The sequence below is a fragment of the Brevibacillus sp. SIMBA_040 genome, assembly GCF_046535075.1.
Lineage (GTDB): Bacteria > Bacillota > Bacilli > Brevibacillales > Brevibacillaceae > Brevibacillus.
Map to the genome: position 1 here is coordinate 156,080 of NZ_JAWRXI010000009.1, position 23,056 is coordinate 179,135.

The 23,056-nt window shown below is 46.1% G+C and carries 21 protein-coding genes; 6 read left to right on the forward strand and 15 right to left on the reverse strand.

The genetic code is table 11. The annotated features are described in order from the left end of the window. Positions 1-32 precede the first annotated feature (32 nt). From SB752_RS16750 to SB752_RS16760, 3 genes are all read right to left on the reverse strand, one after another. On the reverse strand, positions 33-920 hold the full coding sequence (locus SB752_RS16750; protein ID WP_410716753.1) for an ABC transporter permease: 888 nt from the start codon (positions 918-920) through the stop codon (positions 33-35). Positions 921-922: 2 nt separating this feature from the next. Beyond that, positions 923-1,861: an ABC transporter permease gene (locus SB752_RS16755; protein ID WP_410716754.1), complete on the reverse strand. Its 939-nt coding sequence runs from the start codon at positions 1,859-1,861 to the stop codon at positions 923-925. 352 nt (positions 1,862-2,213) lie between these two features. Next, positions 2,214-3,392, reverse strand: coding sequence for a DUF4272 domain-containing protein (locus tag SB752_RS16760; RefSeq protein ID WP_410716755.1), 1,179 nt, complete (start codon positions 3,390-3,392; stop codon positions 2,214-2,216). 366 nt (positions 3,393-3,758) lie between these two features. Between SB752_RS16760 and SB752_RS16765 the strand changes: the two genes are divergently transcribed. The 3 genes from SB752_RS16765 to SB752_RS16775 all read left to right on the forward strand — a co-directional run bounded on the left by SB752_RS16765 (position 3,759) and on the right by SB752_RS16775 (position 5,769). Next, positions 3,759-4,187 (forward strand): hypothetical protein, encoded by a 429-nt coding sequence (locus SB752_RS16765; protein ID WP_410716756.1) that lies wholly within the window; start codon positions 3,759-3,761, stop codon positions 4,185-4,187. An 11-nt stretch (positions 4,188-4,198) separates the two neighbouring features. Beyond that, positions 4,199-4,633 (forward strand): suppressor of fused domain protein, encoded by a 435-nt coding sequence (locus SB752_RS16770; RefSeq protein WP_410716757.1) that lies wholly within the window; start codon positions 4,199-4,201, stop codon positions 4,631-4,633. 278 nt (positions 4,634-4,911) lie between these two features. Next, positions 4,912-5,769 (forward strand): SDR family NAD(P)-dependent oxidoreductase, encoded by an 858-nt coding sequence (locus SB752_RS16775; RefSeq protein ID WP_410716758.1) that lies wholly within the window; start codon positions 4,912-4,914, stop codon positions 5,767-5,769. 64 nt (positions 5,770-5,833) lie between these two features. Here SB752_RS16775 and SB752_RS16780 read toward each other — a convergent pair whose 3' ends face one another. From SB752_RS16780 to SB752_RS16795, 4 genes are all read right to left on the reverse strand, one after another. Next, entirely contained in the window at positions 5,834-8,407 is a 2,574-nt protein-coding gene (locus SB752_RS16780) for an ABC transporter permease (RefSeq protein WP_410716759.1), read from the reverse strand. Continuing rightward, positions 8,404-9,087, reverse strand: a complete 684-nt coding sequence (locus SB752_RS16785) for an ABC transporter ATP-binding protein (protein WP_103109569.1) — start codon at positions 9,085-9,087, stop codon at positions 8,404-8,406. The genes SB752_RS16780 and SB752_RS16785 overlap by 4 nt, the downstream gene beginning before the upstream one ends. 96 nt (positions 9,088-9,183) lie before the next feature. Further along, entirely contained in the window at positions 9,184-10,185 is a 1,002-nt protein-coding gene (locus tag SB752_RS16790) for a sensor histidine kinase (RefSeq protein WP_410716910.1), read from the reverse strand. Position 10,186: 1 nt separating this feature from the next. Next, positions 10,187-10,870: a response regulator transcription factor gene (locus SB752_RS16795; RefSeq protein ID WP_410716760.1), complete on the reverse strand. Its 684-nt coding sequence runs from the start codon at positions 10,868-10,870 to the stop codon at positions 10,187-10,189. 187 nt (positions 10,871-11,057) lie between these two features. Here SB752_RS16795 and SB752_RS16800 point away from each other — a divergent pair, with 187 nt between their 5' ends. Continuing rightward, positions 11,058-11,612: an RNA polymerase sigma factor gene (locus tag SB752_RS16800; protein ID WP_410716911.1), complete on the forward strand. Its 555-nt coding sequence runs from the start codon at positions 11,058-11,060 to the stop codon at positions 11,610-11,612. Then, on the forward strand, positions 11,596-12,753 hold the full coding sequence (locus SB752_RS16805) for a hypothetical protein (protein WP_410716761.1): 1,158 nt from the start codon (positions 11,596-11,598) through the stop codon (positions 12,751-12,753). Before SB752_RS16800 ends, SB752_RS16805 begins: the two co-directional genes overlap by 17 nt. 63 nt (positions 12,754-12,816) lie before the next feature. On the opposite strand, the gene argH is transcribed toward SB752_RS16805, so the two are convergent. From argH to SB752_RS16820, 3 genes are all read right to left on the reverse strand, one after another. After that, entirely contained in the window at positions 12,817-14,136 is a 1,320-nt protein-coding gene (gene argH / locus SB752_RS16810) for an argininosuccinate lyase (RefSeq protein ID WP_410716762.1), read from the reverse strand. Between the two features lie 36 nt (positions 14,137-14,172). After that, on the reverse strand, positions 14,173-15,738 hold the full coding sequence (locus SB752_RS16815; RefSeq protein WP_410716763.1) for an APC family permease: 1,566 nt from the start codon (positions 15,736-15,738) through the stop codon (positions 14,173-14,175). A gap of 340 nt (positions 15,739-16,078) precedes the next feature. Next, positions 16,079-17,374, reverse strand: coding sequence for a hypothetical protein (locus tag SB752_RS16820; RefSeq protein WP_410716764.1), 1,296 nt, complete (start codon positions 17,372-17,374; stop codon positions 16,079-16,081). Positions 17,375-17,638: 264 nt separating this feature from the next. Here SB752_RS16820 and SB752_RS16825 point away from each other — a divergent pair, with 264 nt between their 5' ends. After that, on the forward strand, positions 17,639-18,073 hold the full coding sequence (locus tag SB752_RS16825) for a DUF488 domain-containing protein (protein WP_410716765.1): 435 nt from the start codon (positions 17,639-17,641) through the stop codon (positions 18,071-18,073). 78 nt (positions 18,074-18,151) lie between these two features. Here SB752_RS16825 and SB752_RS16830 read toward each other — a convergent pair whose 3' ends face one another. From SB752_RS16830 to SB752_RS16850, 5 genes are all read right to left on the reverse strand, one after another. Next, positions 18,152-18,304 carry a hypothetical protein gene (locus tag SB752_RS16830; RefSeq protein WP_410716766.1) on the reverse strand — a complete coding sequence of 51 codons (153 nt, stop codon included), beginning with the start codon at positions 18,302-18,304 and terminating at the stop codon, positions 18,152-18,154. A gap of 50 nt (positions 18,305-18,354) precedes the next feature. After that, positions 18,355-18,975, reverse strand: coding sequence for a stalk domain-containing protein (locus SB752_RS16835; RefSeq protein WP_410716767.1), 621 nt, complete (start codon positions 18,973-18,975; stop codon positions 18,355-18,357). 263 nt (positions 18,976-19,238) lie between these two features. Further along, complete coding sequence (locus tag SB752_RS16840; RefSeq protein ID WP_410716768.1) at positions 19,239-20,057, reverse strand: alpha/beta fold hydrolase; 819 nt, start codon at positions 20,055-20,057, stop codon at positions 19,239-19,241. Positions 20,058-20,145: 88 nt separating this feature from the next. Next, complete coding sequence (locus SB752_RS16845; protein WP_410716769.1) at positions 20,146-20,322, reverse strand: hypothetical protein; 177 nt, start codon at positions 20,320-20,322, stop codon at positions 20,146-20,148. Between the two features lie 88 nt (positions 20,323-20,410). Beyond that, positions 20,411-22,990 carry a winged helix-turn-helix domain-containing protein gene (locus SB752_RS16850; protein ID WP_410716770.1) on the reverse strand — a complete coding sequence of 860 codons (2,580 nt, stop codon included), beginning with the start codon at positions 22,988-22,990 and terminating at the stop codon, positions 20,411-20,413. Between the last annotated feature and the right edge of the window lie 66 nt (positions 22,991-23,056).

Consider the following 23,056-nt stretch of genomic DNA (forward strand, 5'->3'; position numbering starts at 1 on the left):
AAATGAATGGAAGCCTTTTTCATGTCGCGGCCTTACGATTTCGGATCAAAAATATCGCGCAGGGCATCGCCTAGCATGTAGACGGTAAAGACGACAATCGTAATCGCCAGTCCCGGAAACGTCGCCAGCCACCAAGCTTCCCGCAAGTAATCCTTGCCTTCACTCAGCATCGTTCCCCATTCGGGAGTCGGGGGTTGGGCTCCCAGTCCAATAAACCCGAGTGCAGAAGTCCCTAAAATTGCACTTCCAATGAACATCGTTGTATACACGATCAGTATATTTGAAATATTCGGAATTAGTTGGTTGATAATAATCCACCAGTTGGAGCTTCCGATTGACCGGCTCGCTTCCACATACCCTGAGCCTTTGACAGTTAGAGCTGCTCCGCGAACCAGGATGGCAAAACCGGGTATAGATGCAATCCCGATCGCAATCATCGCATTTTCTTGACTGGGTCCAAGTGCCGCTACGATTGCTAAAGCCAGTACAATCCCTGGAAGCGCCAGCAAAACGTCCATGATCCTCATCATCACGTTGTCAAAAATTCCTCCCAGGTACGCGCTCGTTACACCGATGAGCGTTCCGGCGACAAACGTCATCGCAGACGCCATCACAGCTACTGTCAACGTCACCCGGGTTCCATACAGCAGGCGCGATAAAATATCACGACCGATGGCATCCGTCCCAAGCCAAAATTCAGCTGAGGGTCCCTGCATGAAAGCCTCGTAATACGTTTTGGTCGGATCATGCGGAGCAATCCACGGACCAATGATCCCGATGATAATAATCCCCAGCATCATGAAGAAGCTGTATTTCGCCTTTCTTTTTTGCATGATCTTGTCCAAGAGTTCAAAGCGGGGCAGAGACCTTTCATTCCGCCAGATCGAACGGACAGGAATCGTTTTGTTCAGCTCGCTCATGCTTACGCTCCCTCCCTTTTTGCCGTGTAATCGATGCGAGGATCAAGAACGGCATACAGTACGTCAATCAAAATCACGACCAGGACGTAAATCGCCCCAATAAACAAGGTTGTTCCCTGAATCATAGGAAAATCCCGCGAGCTGATGGCTTGAATCGCCAAAGTCCCGATTCCCGGCCAGTTGAATACTTGCTCGACAATGACGGCACCACCCAAAAGTCCCGCAAATTCCAGTCCGATGACCGCCACAATCGGGATCATCACATTGCGAAAGGCGTGGCGTAGAAGTACGATCCGCTCCCCCATTCCTTTTGCACGAGCGGTTCGGATGTAGTCATTGGACAAGACCTCGACCATGCCCGCACGCGTCAGACGACTGAGGGCCGTCGCCGTCAACGTACCAAGCGTGACCGCAGGCAGCACAATATCCATAAATCCGGTGCCTCCCGCGATCGGAAACCAGCCTAGATGCACAGAAAACACGAGTATCACCAGCAGCCCCAGCCAAAAGCCTGGCAGAGCCATGCCAAAGGTTGAAAACGTCATAATAAGGCCATCAAGAAACGTATCTTTAAACCTCGCCGCGAGAACTCCCAAGCCAATTCCGACAATCACCGCAACCCCTAGACTTGCCACGGCCATTTTTGCCGTAGCAGGAAAGCGCTCTGCGATTTCTGTGCTGACTGGTCTTCCTGTTTTGAGCGAGGTGCCCAAATCCCCTTTGACCACGCCGGACGCGTAGTCCAAATACTGGACGATGAGCGGCTTATTAAGTCCGAGTTCTTCCCTCAGTGCCTCGATTTGTTCCACCGTTGCTCGCTGTCCAAGCATAATCCGCACGGGATCACCTGGGATGAAATGGATGAGCATAAACGTAAAAACGGAGAGTCCAAAGAGCACAATGACACCCGACAGCAACCTTTTTAAAATATATTGCTTCATGAGACCCTCACCTGGCTGTGAGCAACAAATTGATAATTCCTCTTGTCTTTGTCACGAAAATGCTTGCTGCTGATTTCCCTACAATCCATTCTGTCGTTTGACACCTTTCGCCCCTCCCTGTTCGATACTTCTTCTAACGACATATGTCGTTATCATGTCGTTATTTATTTAAAAATAGTCTATTTGAAATTTAAAGAAAATTCAACACGTATTTTTTCATCTTTTTTCCATAGGTGGCTGACTGCTACCACACGATTTGAAACAACCCACCTGATAACTTTATCGAAAAAGAAAAGCTGACATCGTTTCTACGACATCAGCTTATCCTTCCCAACACTTTTATCATGCGTCTTTACGTATCTGTCCGCACATCATCCCACTCGTCCTCCATGTAGTTGACGAGCCAGTTCAGCGCCCTGTGACGTTCCAATACGACTTCATCGTTCAGCCCGCCCTCTACAGTCTTGCCATTTATTCTCGCATTGACGCAAGCCCAGTCGTAGCGGTAGATCAAATCTGCCTGATCCAGAATCTCTGCCTTGCTGCGCACCACTGCATTCTGATAGAAGGTGTCGTAGTCACCAGCGCTTCGCAAAGCGTCAACCGCCATTCCCACATCACAAATTTGGCCGGGAAACTCGAGTTCTTCCTTATACCCGAGCGCCCACAACAGCACCCAGTAGCACTCGTACATCCATACCATCTGGATCATGTCTGTCTGGTTGGGCTGGGGATCACCCAAAAGCAATTTTTCTTTTTCCGTAAAGAAATTGGCTGCCCCGTATTGCTCAATAATTTCCTCGATAAACTCCCGCTCTTCCTGGACGTTACCATTTTCGGCGATTCCGCCAGCGTATACGGCAATCAAGCACAAGGCGATGGCACGCTGGACAATCTCTTCCTTGGTCCTGATGACCGCCTCCTCGTCCCCGACGATGACCGGCAGATGTGCAATGGAGGGAATCCCCTGCTCCTGCAAAAGCTTGATGCTTCGTGCTTTGCGCTCTTCTCCCGACTCCGACGGCCGTACATGCCTATCGATCAGGTCCACGCTCACATTCAGCATAAAATCATCGAGCTCCGATTCACCCGAGGTATTCAGGATCAAGCTGCCCTGCTTATCCAGCATATCTCCCGAGGGCAGAAAGACGATGCCAAGCACTTCGCCAGCAACCGTTATAATTCTGCGGAACAGTTCCTCATCTATCTCTTTGCTTGCTGCGATTCCGACCGCCACATTGAGGGCGGTTATTTGCAGCAGCAGCTTTTGCTTTACTTTTTCGTGGCTCGTTTCGATTTGTGCGAAGAAGCCGTACATCCCCTGCTTCATTTGCAGAAATGCTTCCGAATCATTATCCTCGCGCATGAGAGTAAACGTGACCGTACTTTTGCTAAACCATTTTTTATCTGTTACCGTTACGGTCCGCCCATCTGCAGACACGTCAACAGATTTATCACGAAAAGCTCCGGTGATCGCATCGATTACTTTTTGATGCTGCTGTATGGAGATGTATAACGTGCAGTGCTTCATCCTTCTCCCTCGTTTCTCATCCCAAATTTTCACTAGACGGAATTTTGTCACCAAAAGTCAATTATGGTATTCTATCCCTGTTCTATGCAAGACGTAATCTCTCTAAATAAGTATCGGACAAACGATTTCAATGATTGAAGGTGATTCGATGAAAAACGTTCTATTAGAAGAATTTTCACCCATATGTCAGATTCAAGCATTTGTAGAAGAGGATGAACATTGCGTCTACTTTTATTTGTGGAATGATCCTGGTGAAGAGTACGCCAGCATCCGGGCCGGTTGGGTGAGAAACTACGGCAAGGCCCCTGACACCATAGATGTTGCAGCCATGGAGGATGGTCAAGCTCCGATGCTGCCGCGTGACTGTTGTGCCTCCCGGATGGTGCTCCCAGACTGGACCCGGATCAGCTTTCCATCGTCTGGTTCGAGGAAGGCGATGCTGCGGCTCTGCTCTATCAAGGTGAGGTGCTCTCCGTCATTCCGGGGTGGGTAGGCTCTGCGCCAGATGGCTCCAGCTATCCTGCTTATGCCAAGGATTGCATCGGAGAATCCTCGATCTGCTTTCCACTGGGAACCCCCGAGACAAACGAATTGTTTGCCCGCATCGAGTCGGCACAAAAATTTTGGGCGAGCTGGGACGAGGATCCATGGCCAGCTATGCAGGAGCAATTTCTCGGCGCCATCACCGCAAGCCTTGGTCCTGTAAAAAAGTATTACGCCATTGACGGAGGCCACTGGCCGCCTAAAGCCATGGTGACGATCGAGAAGGAGAACGTCACCATGTTGTCACACTAGGAGTATCCATTTTGCCTCAGCCAAAGGTCGAGATGTATACAGAGACACCGGAGCTATTGCGCAGATTCGAATTCGCTTTTGCTTGCGAAACCGAGTGGCTAGCCAAAAACGAGCAGCAAATGCTGGCATACATCAGCGGTCAAACCTCTCTGCCCTGGTCATACCTGACCTTCTTTACTCAGGGGCACACGATTCCGTGCCGAGAAATCAGTGAAGTAGATGAGCAATTTACTTCGATGCTGCTTGCGAAGCCGGACGAGGCTCCTACTATATCTTTTCCTATGGTCGGCGGAGATCCTGTCAATCTGTTGTGGATGATTCCACTCACAGAGAATGAACTGCATTTTGCACAGACCCACAGCTCCGTAAACTTGGTTCAAAAGGCTGCGAAGGGTCTTGCGTATTGGATTTTCAATGGGGGAAGCAAGTTTTCTGCAAGTCGGTAAACAGGTCTGCTCGAAGAAATTTGTTCGTAATAAGCTTCAGGGAAAAAGGAGTATCTCGGCTTGGTGTAACCATCACACCTCGCCAGATACTCTTTTTTTGCTTATGCAATTCATTTTCCCCGGATTTGCAAGCTCGATCTGTCTGGAAAACGCCCGCTCTTGTCGGCATAAACAAAAAATGTGGGATTTAATATTTAATAGACAAAAATAATATATGTCTATTATTATAAAAACAAACAATCATTTCGTTTGTTCATCTTTCATCCAAGGAGGATGCCATGAATAATTTCTCAAACAAGGTAGCCGTCATCACAGGCGCTGCCAGCGGGATCGGTCGCGCACTGGCAACACGTTGTGCGCAGGAAGACATGAAGATCGTGCTTGCAGACGTTGAAGAGGCGGCACTCGCCACAGCAGTGCAGGAATTAAAATCTGCTGGTGCAACCGTCCTTTCCGTAGTGACTGATGTAGCCAAAGAAAGCGACATCTCAGCTCTGGCTCAAAAAACAATGGAGACTTTCGGTGCAATCCATCTCTTGTTTAACAATGCCGGGGTTGGCGGAGGCTCCACCATTTGGAACAGCACCTCTGCCGATTGGCAATGGGTCATGAACGTCAACCTGTGGGGCGCCATACACGCGACACGAATTATTGTCCCAATCATGCTGCAGCAGGAAACAGAGTGTCATATTGTGAATACTGCATCACTGGCGGGACTTGAGTCAGGTCCAGGCAACAGTATTTACCGGGTAAGCAAGCATGCACTCGTCAGTCTGACTGAAACGCTCTACCACGAGTTGAAGCTGATGCGCTCTAACATCGGCGTCTCCGTGCTGTGTCCCGGCTTTGTGCGTACGCAAATCTGCGATGCCGATCGCAATCGTCCTGCCGAGCTGAGCAAGCCTGGCGACATCGCAGCCCCGACTACGATGACTACCATGATTGACCAGTTCATCCGAGCAGGTGTCGAACAAGGCATCTCTCCTGAGGAGATTGCCGAGCAGACGTTTATTGCAATCAAGAACAATCGCTTTTACATTTTGCCTGATCCAGCCTATAAGCAGAGTGTAGGGCAGCGAATGGAAGATATTTTGAATCAGCAAAATCCGACGTTCGTCGTCCCCTCTTCAATTTAGGGCCATAAATGAGCATAGAAAAAGAAGCCCTCTCCACGGTTAAGGGCTTCTTTCTCCTCTACATCTATAGATTCTCCTGCTTCAAAGCATCGATAATATTTGCTTTCTTCACTTTTATACTCGCGTAATACATGGACAAGCTTACGATCACAAATACAGCAGCAATCACATACAAAATGCTAGTCCAAGGCACTACGAATTCGTACGAAAAGCTGTACATGAAGGAACGGTAGATCAACACCATAATTACGGCACTGATTGGGAGACCGTAAGCGAGCGACTTGATTCCATAAAATATACTTTCGTAGTTGATCATTTTATGAAAGCTTTTCGGCGTCATTCCAACCGACCTCAGCATCGCAAATTCCCGTTTACGAAGAGCCACACTCGTCGAAATCGTGTTGAATATATTCGCCATCGAAACCGCCGTAATTAATGCCACGAAGCCATAGACAAAAACAGACATGAACAATATCTTTCGTTCAGAGCGCTGTCTTTCTTGAAACAGGTTCATGATGGTTAAATCCTTTTGCATTTCCTCAATATCCTGTTGTGTTTTCAAAGGCTCCTTGCTTTTCAGGTAGAGTCCTGAATAAGAGCTAACAAAGACGCTTTTTTTCAAGAGCTGCTCGTAGACCGGCTCGGACACGACAAGATTCACTTGAAGGATGCTATCTGTTTGTACAATTCCCATTGGGAAATTGTCAGTGACTGCGGCCAGCTCCACCTGATTGACCACTTGCTGCTTATCATCTTCGGAGACGAGATCCAACATTTCCCCGACTTTCCCATTGACTTTTGTCTCGATAAATTTACCCTTTTCATCGAGGAACGTCATGGTATCAATCAATATGGCGGTCGGCTGATCCGGATTCGTCAGCTTCGTATACTCTACCCCAACCTGTTTGGCATACGCTTTCAGCTTGTCTTCGCGCATGCTATTTACACGTATATTGTATTTATACAAGTTACGTTCCTGGTACAAGTACGGTTTTATATTTTCTGGAACAACCTCTTCAGCAAGCCATACGAAGCTGCCATTCATTTGTTTCATCAGATTAGATTCAGTGACATTTTCCAACGATGTGATCGTTTTTACCGATTGTTCATCCTCTAGCGTTGCCCCTTCGCCGACTGTGTATATAGCGATATCATAGTTATATCCTTTTTGCGAAATCTCAAGTGATTTCTGCAGGTTGGAAGTGAAAAAGGATACGGTCAGAAACAGCACGATGCTAATGACAAGGGAAAAAACAGTGGCGTAGTATCTGCGCTTGTTTCTTTTCAAATTTTTCAAGCCGATCTCCGCTTCTACGCCGAATAATCGCTTGACCAGCTTGGAGGTTTTTAGTGCCTTACTTGTGAGCTTGATATCCGCAGTTTGCCGAATGGCATCGATAGCAGAAATCTTAGAGGCCCTTTGAGCTGGAACATACGTAGATATAAAGATCGTGATAATCGAGACCAGACAAGCGAGTGCAATTGATAAAGGCGTGACGACCAACGTCAGTTTTTCAGTAACGCCCAGCGCATCCTCAAGGATCGGGTTGATAAAGCCAAAGGTAATGCCGATTCCAAGCATGCCGCAGATGACGCCCAAGGGAATGCTAATGGCGCCAATCACCGCTCCCTCAAAAAATACCGAATTTCGCTTCTGTCTTCTCGTTGCCCCAACACTTGCGAGCATCCCGAGATGACGCGAGCGCTCCGAGACGGAAATCGCAAAGGCATTGTAGATTAACGAAACAGAGCCGACAACAATCACAAGTACAACAATGAGCAATAACGAGTTGTAGGTTTGGCCCAATCCGCCACCCATCACACCATAATAACGCAGTAGCGAATCATTCGTTTTAAACGAGCTGATGTTGTTTTTCTCTGCCAAGTCATTGGCATGATCATATACAGTACTATCGATGTTCTTCACGACAACGCTCACGTCAACAGTCTTGTTTGCGTCCAACATATTCTCATCTACATACGTAAGAGCCGTATACCCCGGCGCCCACGTCTGCTCCCATGTAGGACGCTTGATAAACCCGACAACGGTATATGTTTCGGTTTTTGTATCAACTAAGGTTTCCATGCTCGCACCAGCGCTAGTGCGCAATTGGTCATTTTGCGACAAATTCGTATCGCTTGGGTCAGATTGATTATAACGCTGCCCAACTTCGAGGGTTAAGTGATCCCCGATCTGATATGTGACTTTGGCATTTGTGGCGATCGCTTCCGAGAGAACAATCTCATCCGCTCGCTCTGGAAGTCTCCCTTCGCTCAATTCGATCGGGAAGTTTGTAAAGCCTTGGGCATTATACGCTTTAATAAACAAATAGGGCTTGCCTGCATTTTGACTTCCTGACAGCTGGGCATAGCCGCGTTCCTTTGAAGTCATGAGTTGTTTGGTTGCAGCATCCTGCTTGATCGCTTCGAGCTGCTCTTTGTTTACATCTCTGTACAGGACATGCCAATCTCCATAGTCTTTTATCGTTTCCTTTTGCATCAGCGTCAAAAAAGACGAGCCAAGCGTGATAACAGCCGTTACCATCGCCACTGAAATAATGACTCCAATAATGGTCACAAGCGTCTGCTTTTTATTTTTCAGTAAATGTCTAAGCGTTAGCTTATTGATGATATTCATGGTCGAATGACCTCATCTCTCGCAATCCGTCCATCTTCAATCGCGATAATGCGATCAGCCTGCAAAGCAATTCGCTCATCATGGGTAATCATAATCAAAGTCTGATGCAAGGTTTTGTTGAACATTTTCAATAAGTCAATGATTTCGCTGCTGTTTTTGCTGTCCAAATTACCGGTTGGCTCATCTGCCAGTATGATCGCGGGCTGATTCATCAACGCTCTTCCTATCGAGACCCGCTGCTGCTGTCCACCGGATAACTGGTTGGGCAGATGATTTAAGCGATTTTGTAAATTCAACGTCTTCACTAGATCCTCAAACTGTTTCTGATCCACCTGATGCTCATCAAGCAGGAGCGGCAGCTGCATATTTTCTTCCACCGTTAAAATCGGGAGAAGATTGTAGAACTGATAAATCAACCCGATCTGCCTCCGCCTGAAAATCGCCAGCTGCGTTTCATTCAGGCTGTACATATCTGTGCGATCCACAAATACTTTTCCGCTCGTCGGTCGATCTACACCACCCAGCAAATGCAAAAGCGTGGATTTTCCCGAGCCAGACGGACCGATAATGGCGACGAACTCCCCTTTGTTCACCGAGAAGGATACGTCATCGAGTGCTTTTACTGCTGTATCACCTTTTCCAAACACTTTAGACAGATGTTCGATCTTCAAAATTTCCATACTGAAACCTCCATACGTTCGCTGATGGATGTAGTATATCTGTCCGAAGTGACACTGCAGTGACTGCAAAGTGACAGTCTCGTCACTATAACCTTGCTAGATGACTCGCTTGTAGAAGCGAATCCGAAACGTAGTTCCCTCATGAATATCACTCTGAACATCTATATCTCCATTTTGCTTCGTGATGATGCTGTGAGCCATCGAGAGACCGATGCCGCTGCTGCCCTCTCCCGCACCCTTTCCTTTATAAAAACGCTTGAAAATAAATGGGAGCTCTTCCCTGGGGATGCCTTTCCCGTTATCTGTGATCATCATTTCCGTATATAGTGGGTTCTCTGAAAAAGAAATCGCGATGGTTCCACCATCCTGCGTATGCTCCACAGCGTTTTTTAAAATGTTGATGATCGCTTCTGTTGTCCAATTTAGATCGCCTCGAAACGAGACTCTGTCTTCTCCCGTTATCGAAATCGTTTGGTCTTTGATGTCAATCGGAATGAGAACGGGCTGTAGAGCTTTTTCTATGAGCCCTGCCACCATGACTTGATCTTTCTTGAACTGCACGGCGTCTGCATCAATTTTTGAAAGCTTTAATAGCGTTGAAACAAGCCAATCCAGCCGTTCGAGCTGAATGCGAATATTGCGTGTAAATTCCTTTCTTTTCGCTTCCGGCAGTTTGACGTCGTCTACTAAATCCGCCATGACCATCATCGAGGTGAGAGGTGCCTTTAGCTGATGGGATATGTCCGAAATCGCGTCTGTCAGATGGATTTTGTCTTTATGCAAAAGGGCACTTTGCTCCGACAGCATGACGGTTACTTTATAAATCGTATTTTTCAGAATGCTGAATTCCCCTTCACGATTATCGCGGACGTCGAGGGTATAGTCGCCACTACTAATTCTCCGCAAATAGCCGGACAGCTTTTCAATCTCCTGATATCTCAATCTCGTAAAAAGGAGGCTGCATCCGATGAGTAACATAGAAGTAAGTAGAACGAGGACGACGGCAGCAAGTGAAAAAAACGCCGCGACTACAAGCATAACCAGACTGATCGTACCCATCACCAAGAATACGAGACGGATTTCATAATTACGCAGCATGCTACTCACCGACCTTATACCCTAAACCACGTACGGTTTTAATGATGGTTGGAGCCTTCGGATCATCCTCCAGTTTTTCCCTCAGCCTTTTCATATAAACGGTTAACGTATTGTCGTTAACGAAGTCCCCTGCAACATCCCAAATTTGTTCCAAAAGCTGATTTCTAGTGAGAATCTGCCCGAGATGGTTGGCGAAAATCAGCAATAAGCGGTACTCCAAGGCAGTCAATTGGATTTCAGTCCCGTGCTTGTACACTTTTCCTTCTAGTGTATGAATACGAATCGGATCGATTTCGATAACTGTCTTGGTCTGTGGCTGCTTATGATATCTGCGCAAAACCGTTTTGATCCGTGAGAGCAGCTCGCGAATGCGAAACGGTTTTGTAATGTAGTCGTCCGCTCCCATATCCAATCCCATTACAACATTGACCTCATCATCAACAGCCGTCAAAAAAATTACGGGGATGTCGCTGTGCTGCTTCACCATTTTGCACAATTCATACCCGTTTCCATCTGGCAGGGATAAATCAAATAGGCATAGAGAAAACTGATCCAGCTGTTCGGTTATAACCTTTTTCGCAGATGCGACGTCATGGCACAAAACCGTGGAAAACTGGTCTTGCTGTAGGGAGTACTCGAGTCCAGACGCGATCGTTTTATCATCTTCCACAAGTAAAATGTTCATCAAATCATCATCCTAATATGGATTTTTTCAAAAGTGACGAGAGCCATATGATTGTAACTGTATCATAGTAAAAAGGGGGATGATTAGCAAAGGTGCAGCATTTTCAAACTAGAGACGATACTTGCATCTTCGAGTGCACATGGAAGATGCTGTAATAAAAACGAAAGATTATCCGTCTAATCTGTGCATGAATAAGAATGGAGTGAAAAATGTGCAGAATAAGCAAGAAATTGAACGCTTATTTGTTCAATACAAGGACGACATTTATAACTACCTTGTCTATTACACAGCAAGCTTAGACGTAGAAGATATCGTTCAGGATGTATTTATCAAGGTCATCACCCATTTTGATCGTTTCGAGAACAAATCCAATCGCAAGACATGGCTTATCAGCATTGCTCGTCACGCAGCAATCGACCATTACAGAAAGCAAAAGCTAAAACGGCTGTTTAGCGGCAAGCTACTGACTTCCTTTTTATCCACCGAAAAGACACCTACAGAAGCACTTGAAGCCAGTGAAGATGCTCGAGAGCTCTATGAAGCCATCAGCAAGCTAAAGCAGTCCTATCGTGAAGTATTGATATTGAGGGGAATCCAGCGATTATCAGGAGCAGAAACGGCTGAAGTCCTTGGCTGGAGTCTAACAAAAGTAAATGTCACGATGCATCGTGCACTAAAACAACTAGAAAACGAGCTAAATCCTGTAGCAAAAGGAGGGATACAGCATGAAACTTTCTCATGATCATGAAAGATTGTTTCAAAAATTGCAGAGCATGCCCCATTACACCTTAACCGGACAGAAAACAGAAGAAATTCAGAAGGTCCTGCTAAAAAAAGTGGAGCAGTCCAAGAGTAAGTTACAATTGTACTATCACTTGAAATGGATTGTGATAGGTACAGCGATCTTCTTTATTGGCTTTCTATTCTATAAAAATTACGAAAGTCTTTTGCCTGTCCAGCAGTCAGCCCTTCCCTCCCCCTTCATAACGACAGGAGGGACCGCAAAAAGCGCCTCGCTAGACAATTTGCCAAACTCGGCCAAAGCTACCTTTGAAAAGGTACTGTCGGCATTCCCTGAATTGAGGCTCCCTTACACAATTGAAAGTGACTATGACAGGCCTTCCAATCGTCAAGTTTATAAGATGACATTGAAAAAAACGGGAGACGTTGCTACCATTACCATCGACGAAAAAACGGGTCAGCTAATTGCATTTACTCGCTACGGACTGGAAAATGACGCACAAACACCTCTGTCTATCGAACAAGCCAAAGAAAAAGCTACTGACTGGCTTACATACATCGACAAACAGCTTGCGCAAGACTATATCGCTTCCAATGTCACTCCATCGGCGACCATCAGCGGAGAAGAAGGAAAGGAAAAGCCTACTGGGGTTCAGCTCAAATCAATCGTCGAATTTCAGCCTAGAAGTATACCTGCTCCCCCTGACTCCTTTTCTTACTTTGTTACACTTGACGCCCAAGGTGAGCTGAAGAGCATTCACTTTAGGCGGAGCACTGGTGAGGAAAACAAAGAGCTGGAACAGAAGTTACAGGCAGTTTGGAAGGAAGCGATTGACGCTTTCCAGCTGACGAATGTCGATTGGGTAAAAATTGATTATTTTGAGATGGGAGAACTGCTCCACCATCCCCCAATAAGTCTTGGGACCCCCATCGAAGCCTCTTATTTACGGGAGATAGCAAAAAAGGAGCTACAAAAATATCGGATCAAAGGGGATACGATGCCATTGCTTCTTGTCCATCCGACCGAGAAGCAAGCGTATATGCTTTGGAAACGGGAAAATGGTGTCTATGCTGCTCTTGAACTACATCAAGAGAAGGAGAAATGGGTTGGTCAGCTAATCGAAAAAATACCAAGCAAGTAAAACACGCAAAAACCCGAGAAACTTGGAAAAGTCCTCGGGTTTTGCCCATTTCATTCTCTGTGCCTATTTCAGCAAACCTACCTTGATCCCTTTGTTCAAGATGTTGCGATACTCAATGAACTCATAGATGTCATCCTCGATGAACGGGCTTTGCTGCTTCAATTCCGCAAGCGACAGCTCCTCAATTGCTTTTTGATGATCCTCGCAATAAATTACGATAGAGCCAACGATACTATGTGCATCCCGGAAGGCAACGCCTTTGCTAACCAGATAGTCAGCAACCTCTGTTGCATTGAGGAAGCCCTCTTTCACCGCTTTTTTCATATTTTCACTGTTAACCTTCATGGTCGCAATCATTTTGGACATGATTTGCAGGCAAGACAGCACAGTATCCAAAGCATCAAAGAACGGCTCTTTGTCTTCCTGCATGTCTTTATTGTAGGCAAGCGGCAGTCCTTTCATCGTGGTCAAAAGTGATGTCAGCGATCCATACACGCGGCCCGTTTTTCCACGGATCAGCTCGGCTGCGTCCGGGTTTTTCTTTTGTGGCATGATGCTGCTGCCTGTTGAGTACGCATCATCGATCGTAACAAAGCGAAACTCCTGGCTGCTCCACAAAATCAATTCTTCACTCAAACGGCTCAGATGCATCATCAGAATGGAGAAGCTGGACAGCAGCTCCAGCAAGTAATCACGATCACTGACCCCATCGAGGAAATTATCGACTGGCTTTTTGAAGCCCAATTCCTTGGCGGTCATTTCTCTATTGATCAGGTGAGTAGTCCCTGCCAAGGCACCGCAGCCGAGTGGACTTTCATCCATGATCTCGATCGCATTCAGAACTCTTTGTCTGTCACGCTTCAGCATGTTGTAGTATGCCAGCAGATGATGCTGGAAAGTAACGACTTGTGCACGCTGCAGGTGGGTGTAGCCCGGCATGATGACGTTGTTTTCTCTCGCCTTTTTCTCCAAGCTGTCCTGCAGCTCCTCAATGTATTCAACCACTTCGAGAGCCTTGTTTTTCGCGTATTGCCTAATATCGACTGCAACCTGGTCATTTCTGCTTCGAGCGGTATGAAGCTTTTTCGCTGTATCCCCGATTCGCTGGGTCAAATTGGACTCTACAAAGCTATGAATATCCTCGTAGTTTCCTTCGATCGGCAATGTTCCATTTTCAATATCATCTCGAATGGAAATCAGCGATTGTACGATATCCTCCCCCTCTTTTGGAGTGAGGAGACTACATTCTACCAGCATGTTTACGTGTGCAATGCTCCCTTTAATATCTTCTGCATACAATCTCTTATCTACGTGCAGAGAGCTATTAAAATCCTCCATCAGTTTGTTTTCTTCTTTTCTAAAACGGCCTCCCCAAAGCTTCATATCCAAGTTCTCCTTTATTTCTGTTAGTGTTGACGATTACTGGGTCACGCTTTCCTCAAGCTCTTCAATGTTGCCCTTTTTGCGCATATACCAGACACCGTTGTAAACTGCGAAGTTGTAAAAGATGAACCCTAATACAGCTGCAATGATAGACATGAACGGCTCTGGAAGAACACCATGACCACCGAAATTACCCAAGTAAGACATCACGATAAGCATCAGGATATAGACAATCAAATACAGACCACCGAGGATTTCCACCGGCTTTTCCTTTTTGACAAAGTGAGTGATCAAATACGCGGCTACTCCAATAATTAAGCCCATGATCCCCAGCTGTACCTTGCTCCAGTTTGTCCAGTAAATGAGTAGTGTTGCGAAGACAAACGCTAATGGCGCAATGACACTCATCCCCGGCAGCCCGCTGTCTTTGGTCAAACCAACCTTGCGGAATACCATGACGGTTACGCATGCGGACGCATACTTGTAAATTCCGATTGCGCCGACGATAGCAACAATCGCCGTCCAGCTCTTGAGCGGGAACAAAAAGAGCAGTCCAATGACGAAATTGAAAGCGAGTGCACGAGTTGGAACACCAAATCGCTTGTTGATTACTCCGAAGTAGGTTGGCAGGAAACCGCTTTTTGCCATTCCGAAAACGTGTCTGGAGGTTCCAGCCGTATACGCGAGTGCCGAGCCTGTAGGGGACACCATCGCATCTGCTGTGATAATCCAGGACAACCAAACCATGTTGGCAATCATCGCCAGGTTTGCAAACGGTGAATCAAACTTGATACCGCTCCAGCCATTTGCCAGCATTTCAGGTGGAACCGCACCGATAAAGACCACTTGCAGCAGTACGTACATAATCGCTGCAACAACTAGTGAAGCAATCAAGGCGAGCGGAATATTCTTTCGCGGATTGACGACTTCCCCGCTCATCATGATGACGTTTCCAAAACCGGTGTAAGCGAAGAAAATCCCGCTTGTTAAAACGGCACTCAGCCCTGCGCTATACCCGTTTGGTGCAAAACCTTGACTCGTGAAATTCTCTGTATGAAAGCCTGTCATAAAGAAGGCAATGATCGTGAGCACAGGTACTACGAATTTGATAACGGTAATCACTGTATTTGTGACAGCGAACAGCTTTACTCCGAAGTAGTTAAAGACAACGAAGAAGATCATTAGAAAACACGCTGCCAATATACCCGATGTTGTCAGCTGTTCTTTGGCTACATCATAAAGCCCTGGCCAAAACTGATTGGCGTATTGGATCACACCCGCAGATTCCACTGGCGCTGTGGCACAATAGCCAAGCCAAATCGAATAGCTCGTTACGGTTGCCAGCATTTTTCCGTGGGAATAGAGTGGATAGCGACCTAAACCGCCAGATTCAGGCTTCACTCTTCCTAATTCAGCATAAACAAGTGCGATAAAAGTAATGACGATTGCACCGATCAACCAAGACATAATCGCAGCAGGGCCAGCTAATTTTGCTGTTGCCCAAGGACCAAAGAGCCAGCTCGACCCGATAATCCCCCCGAGAGAAAGTGCTGTGAGAGACCAAAAGCCCATTTTCTTTTTCAGGTATTGTTCTTGATCCATAAGTGTACCTCTCTCTTCACGTAGTAGTAATCTATAGATGCATACCTTTTACAAACCAGAAAACGCGATCCTCCTTCCTCTATTTTTTGACAGCTAGAGCATCATTCAACCCAAATCGCCCCATCGCTTTGAATACTCTTTGGGTTAGCCAAACTATTTTAGGGTAATAAAAGGGTAATTGACTTAAAAGGATTATATTTTAATCATTTCTATTTTTCAATCTGAAATTCTGAAGATTTATAAAAAAAAATCTCTCCTGAACTGTTCCAATTGAGGATCAACAGTAATACAACGCCGATTTTTTACGCGCAAAAAAAATAACCGCCCATATATTGGACAGTTATTTCAAACGATATCGTTTACTTGGTCTTCCACGTGTAGAGAATGCTTCTTCCCCGGCGTATTCTGCCAAATCAACCTCGCACAGGCTGACCATGAAACGTCTCGCGTTGCGCTCATCCCAATACAGATGGGCAGCCAAATCCTTAATAGTAAAGTCGTTCCAATTCATTCTCCGAATCAGAGCAGCTACCTTATGATAGTTTTTCACACTGATTTTGACGTCCTTGAGCTTGTCGATTAGCTCCTTATCGTCAAAACGGTACGAATAGCGCAGCTCCTCCTCTTCCCCTGCCGATTGAATCATGGTTCCATCCTCTTGAATAATGACAATTCCGTGCTCCGCTCTTTCTTTGGACAGCTGGATTGCACGCTGAGCATTGATTTCCGCAGAATGCACCGTTACCCCATAACCAATCCCGACTGCGACCGAGTGATCGGATTCGTCTGCAAGCTGGGTAATCGTTTCCTGCAAGACTCGCAATTCCCGCTCGATGGCACCCCGTGAGCTGAAAATGACATAACGCCCGTTTCCTTTTTCCATCAAGGAGCCATCCAGATTCTCACAATAGCGCAGAAGCGTTTCTTTCACCTTCATCTCGAAATACTGGAGATGATAGGAGCTTTTCGCCTTCTCGGTGATCTTGTCAAAATGCTCCATTTCGATGATCTGGACGCCAATCTGCGTGTCTTTGTAGTAAAAAGTCCTTGTTCGTTCGGCCAGAATTCGCAACGCCTGCCGAATTTCCATATCGGTCGTTGATATGCGATACGTCGGTACTCCTGCCTCTTTTAAGCCTAGATAGACCGCTTCAAAACAGGTGATTGCTCCCTTCGTTTTGCCGCTTTTCCACAGCTCGAGATGGAAATCGATTAATTCCTGCGTGCTTGAGTTGATGTCAAACGTCTTTATATACATTTCCTGCGGCTCGATGTCAATTTGCCGAAGTGCCTGCTCCAGGTGAGAGGTTGTAATTTCATCGATGCTCACCCGATTCAAAAATTCATTCTGGTAATACCCCATGTGCAGCAGGCTTTTATAAATATCAGACTCTGTATGCTCAATATAAACCAATTTTTCTTCTGAGTTTAACGCCTTCATCGCCGTCATATAAGAAATCTGGCCCGAAAAAAGCCAAACATCAACATCCTGATTATGCTTGCGAACGATGCTTTCCGTTTCATGAAAGTCACGATATGGATACGCAACAAACTCCATCGTCTGCTCATATTCCTTGCCAATCTGAATAATGCGTTCTACGGATGAATGAGGACCGATTACCCCAACCTTGTACATAATGACCTCCCAATCCAAAACCCGATAACGATCATTTTGCGATTCATTCTCACTTTTAATATAAGTATAATTCCACAATAGCTATAACTGCTATCTAATGTCCAGTTATTTTGTGTTTTTTCCGAAAAATCATACACTAAAACGAATAAATATACAAAAAGGATCAAACCTTACCTAGGTCGAATCCATGCTATAGCACAATTTTTTTCGCAATTGGCGTGATACTCCCCCTATTACAAGCACAGACAGATAAGGAGAATGGACATGCTCGTTACGACAATCGGCTTCTCTAAAAAATCTCTGCGTACCTTTGCCTCCACTCTACAGCACCACAAGGTTGATCGTGTAATCGATACTCGTCTGCAAAATACATCGCAGCTCGCCGGTTTTGCCAAAAAGGATGACCTGGAATACGTTTTGGAATTGCTGAACATCGAATATATTCATGATCTCTCGTTAGCGCCGACAGAGCCCCTGTTAAAAGCAATCAAGCAAAAGGAGCTTTCTTGGGAAGAATTTGAAAGAACTTTTACAGATTTACTGCAGGAGAGAAAAATTGAAACGAAGATGGACGTGCTTCTCGGCGATCGTGTTCCTTGCTTTTTATGCAGTGAAGAGAAGCCACATCATTGCCATCGGAAATTGGTTGTGGAGTATTTGCGGGAGTTTGATAAGCGGATTGAAATTGTTCATTTGTAGGAGTTTACCATATTGGCCGCGTCGCTCCTCGAAGCTAGCATGCTTTGAGGAGCATACGTGGACAAGTGAAATCGTGCACTATAGCCATTGACCAAACAAATTCTGCACCTCGGGCTCACTATAGCCATCTTCGCCGCGCCAATTGACGACCGCCATAAAATCGTTTTTCCCACCGCGTCCAGGTCTATCCTTGGCCGGAACCCTGCCTTGACTGCTCCAAAATGTTTTCATCAAAATCTGCTTTGCTTTTTTATCTACGAAGAATTTTCTCCCTTTGCCGATTACTTCAGCTTAATCCGGTAATAGTAGTCAGCCTGCATTTGCTTGATGACTTCTTCCCGGCTCATCTTGATGCTATACGGTAAACGAATGTGGTCTCCTAGTGTATACCCCTTTTGCGTTCCTTGGGATTTATTCAATAGGGTGGTCGTACTGGTCAAAACCGTTTTATCCTTATTTACCATTTCCACAACAAGTACCGGCTGTCTGCTCAATTCCTTGTCATTTTGATGGACAAAATTCAGGTTGATACTACCTAACCACGTCTGTCCGTCCAAGCTCGTAATCAGATCATACTTAGGCTCCACAGAAATAAGCTGAACATCGGGCAAACTGACGAGCGGGTATTGGTCATCCGCAGGTGATAAATGAATCGTTTGATTTTTACCATCCCATTCGGTTTGATACCCCATAGCCTGACTTACCACTTGCAAAGGTACATACGTTTTACCGTTATAAGTGATTGGGGTATTCGACGTTGTGTCAATGAGCTGTCCTTCTTTGACCAGCTTGATCTGTGGGGAAAGAACAGCGCTGATATTTAGTCCAGCAGCCCCCAAGACGGATGGAGTAAGTAATGTCGCCATGAATACCATGAGTAAAATAAAGCTCTTCTTTCGCATCGTTTCCTCCTCATTTGGAAAATAAAAGTAGTTTCGTACCATTATTTCAAATAAATAAAATATGCGAAAAGAGCAGAATTTACCAATTCCTTCGAGCTTTTTGAACTAGTTTTTTAGAACCACTCCCCTTCTCCTTCAGGGGATAACGTACGATCATCATTGAAAACTTCATTCGTTGTCGAGAAAAAAAGAAACCAGTATGCTCTGGTTGAACCCCATCACACACTGGATGATATTTTTCCCTTCCAGGAAGGCTAGATAATTTACGCTCGAATAAACTTCTCAACAATCTGATTAAATTTCTCGTCATGCTCCCAAAACATCAAGTGTCCGCCGAGAACCTCAATAGCTGATTTAGGTGCATGCTGTTCCACAAAACGCTTCGCTTTATCAGCCCAATGCTCGGCAATGACGGTAAGAGTCGGTACAGCGTCACTTCCCAGCTTGGCTTCTTCTCGGTAATCAGAGAACATACCGGCTGCAAACAGATTCGCTGCAACGTAATGTGGTGTTTTTAGCGATTGCTCTACAATCCAGTTCAGCTCCCCTTCTTCCAGCTCTCTCTGTACCATGACGTCTGTTACATAGGCTGTAACAAACTCCCGCTGCTTCTCGGAGTCTCTCAAATAGGTGCTATAAACTGCCGCGATTTCGTCCAAAGGTCCTTCCACCCAGTCCTGTTCATGGTTGGTTGACAGTGGCTTCGGCGACAGATCGACTAAGACCTGAGATTTTATATTTTGCGTCCCGTTCTGCCTGATGTATTCCCAAATGGTCAAGCATCCAAATGACCAGCCCACCAGCGTAACATTCTTCAGCTCCAACGCTTCGATGACTTTTGCCAAATCGGAGCCATGCGTCGCATAATCATTTCCATGCATCGTGATAGACGATCTGCCGTGACTTCTTGGGTCGATGACAATTACTCTGTTTGTCTTTTGAAAATGCTCGACCTGCTTATGAAAAACCTCCGTGGTAAACGTCCACCCCGGAATGAATACAATCGGATCTCCACTTCCTACATCCTGAACAAAGATTTCTACCCCTGGCTCTATCTTGATATACTTGCCGCCCTGATTCATCACTGCCGCCTCCTTTATTTCCGATTCCTTGTACTTATTTAGTCATAATTCCATATATTCCGCAAAAACCCTTTTTACGTATTTATCACTAATCAATCCAGAAGAAATAAGAAATGACCCCAAGAATCAACGCTGCTGCAAAAATAACAATAAAGTACCATTTCGTAAATGTTCGCGAAAGCTCAAAGCTGCTAAACCAGGTACCAATATAACTAACAACTCCCACCACGAGCGTAGTGACAAAAGCAATAAGAGCATTTTCCATGTTTTCCTCCCGAATGTTTGAAAGAATCCAGAAACAGTACTATGATAGCAACAGTTTTTCGGAAGGAAACCTAACTCTAGTTATGAATTTAGGTACTACTATCATGATTCTCGCTTTCTTTTAGTCGCATGATCGCTTGTGCCCGGTTTCGCACCTGAAGCTTATTGAAAATATGATACACATACCATTTCACCGTACCATGTGATAAGTGCAGCTTCTCCGCAATCTCCGAATTCGATAAGCCTGCCCCGAGCAACGCCAATACTTCTGACTCTCTTTCCGTTAATTTGTCTAGCTTTGTGGAGATGCGCATTTGAATGTCGAGGGCAGGAAACTCTTTTTCCATCTGTTTCAATAGAATAGAGACATACGCCAGCTCCTCTTTGGAGGCAGTTTTACTCTTGTAGAGCGCGTATAGCATTTTCGCAACTGGCGGACCTTCATCCAAAAATATCCGAACATACCCCTCTGGTGCTGCTAGTGCTACCGCTTTACGAATACACGCTGCGCCTTCATGATGCTTCTTTTGATTCTGGTACGCTTGGCTGAGCAAAATATAAGACTCAATCTGACTCCCCAGTCGGGACTTCATCTCTGTCTCATGAACGAGGCTGGTTAACAGTCGGATGGCCGCCTCGTTGTTCTTTAAATAGACGTAGGAGCGTGCCAGCATCATTCTCTCAAACTCATGCCTGGACGCGACCATTTCGCTGCTTATCTTGCCATTTGGCTCCGTCCATTGCTCCACTTTTTCACGATCATCTTCATCGATCCAGAGTCTGACACGGTATACATCTACAAAAGTACTCCAATGCGCGGGAGCATCGTGCTGACGGCATAGCGCACTGATTTCATCCAAAGCCAGCCGCATCTCATCGTAGCGCTTCTCCGCTTTTCTCCATCGGCTCAATACCAAATAAACCGGAACTAGTACACCGAAGTTCAACGAAATGGTTCCGAGCTCAATCGCCCTCGGTACGAAATAACGCAGCTGTTCAAAATCGTTTCGCTCATAATACAGCTCTGCCAGCACGATCGAGCCATATGCCAATATCCCAAGTCCACTATGCTTCCAGATCGTTCGCAGCTTCAAATAATATTCACTGACTTTGGTCAAATACCCGCTCAGTGCCACGCGACTGCGAAGTACGTAAGGCTCATCCGAATTGAGTTCAATGCCATTGATGAAATACCGACTAAATTTGGGCTCCATCTGAACGGACTGCTCCATGTACGTCAAGGAAAGCGCTGTATTTCTGCGCATGACCTCGATATAACCTCGCAGTACACAGATTTCCACCCTGCACTCATCTAAATTCCTGCTGCTCCCAAGCAAGCTTTTATCAACAAATCGAAGCAGCGTTTCTGCCTGTTCGATTTCATCCGACAGCACATGCATCCAGGCAAAGGCAATGCAAAGCTCTGGATTGCTTTCTAGCCAGGACTTCTCAAAACGCTCCATCCATTTGCGCAGGGTCTTATTCTCGTAACGCTTCAGCATCACGGGAGCATTTGCAATAATCAAGCGGGTGGCGCGAACCCAGTGCTCCCCCGAAAGCGCATGCTCAATCGCCTCCGTCACCCACCCGTTCTTCTCAAACCAATTGCTCGCCAATCGATGCAAAGCCGGATGCTGTTCCTTATCCTTTTTTCTCAGGTGCGTCCCCAGGATGTCTGCGAACAAATGATGATAGCGATACCACTCATTCACACCATCCAGTGCGATTACAAATGAGTTCGTTCTCTCGAGCATACGCAGGATGGCGTGGGCATCCTGTTCTCCAGTGACCGCTGCACACAAATCTCCCGAGAGGCGTTGCAGGATGGAGGTTTTCAAGAGGAAGGCCTGGACGGCTTCTGGCAACCGTTTCAATACTTCTTCGGTCAAATAATCGTCGACATATTTATCATTTCCGGAAAAACCGTGAATGGTCAGAGCATTGTCCACTTTCCCCTGCATGGAGAGAGCCGCCAGTTGCAGACCGGCAATCCATCCTTCCGTCCTTTTGCTTAACAAGCCGATGTCCTGGTTTGACAGATTCAGTCCCATGACATCGTTAAAAAGGCGGCGGCATTCCTCCTCATTAAACCGAAGATTATCCGAGCCCAATTGCTTTACCTGCTTGCGTACCCGAAAACGATGCAAGGATAACGGCGGCTCCTCCCGACTAATGAGGATGATATGCATAAAGGAGCGAGCGTGCTGGATCAGCATATGTAAGGCGTCGTGGATAGAAGTCTCCTTGATAACATGATAATCATCCAAAACCAGATAAAAATCGCTTCGCATGCTAGCCATCACTTCCAGCAAAGCAGACACCACTGCCTCCGACGACGCTGCGCTCGGCAAATGATTAAAAGTCGGTGCCTCTCTGTCCTGTTCTTTTTGCATCATATAGATCGCCTGCGCAACATAACGCCAAAAGCGAGTAGGATCATTATCGAATTCGTCGAGGGAGACCCAGCCTGTTGGATAGCCGGAGCTTTGTATCCATTGGCTGACTGCCGTTGTCTTGCCAAATCCGGCCGGTGCGCATACCAGGATCAATCTAGCAGTCGCAGCCTCGTCGATTTGTTCCACGAGCTGTTGTCTACGCAAAAGGTCCGAACCGTACTTAGGCACATAAAGTTTGGTTGTAATAAGTGGACTGTCATTTCGTTGATCCATGCGCATCTCCTCGTCTGATCTCAAATAAAAGAATGTCCGATCAAAAGCTGAAATCTACTATCAGAA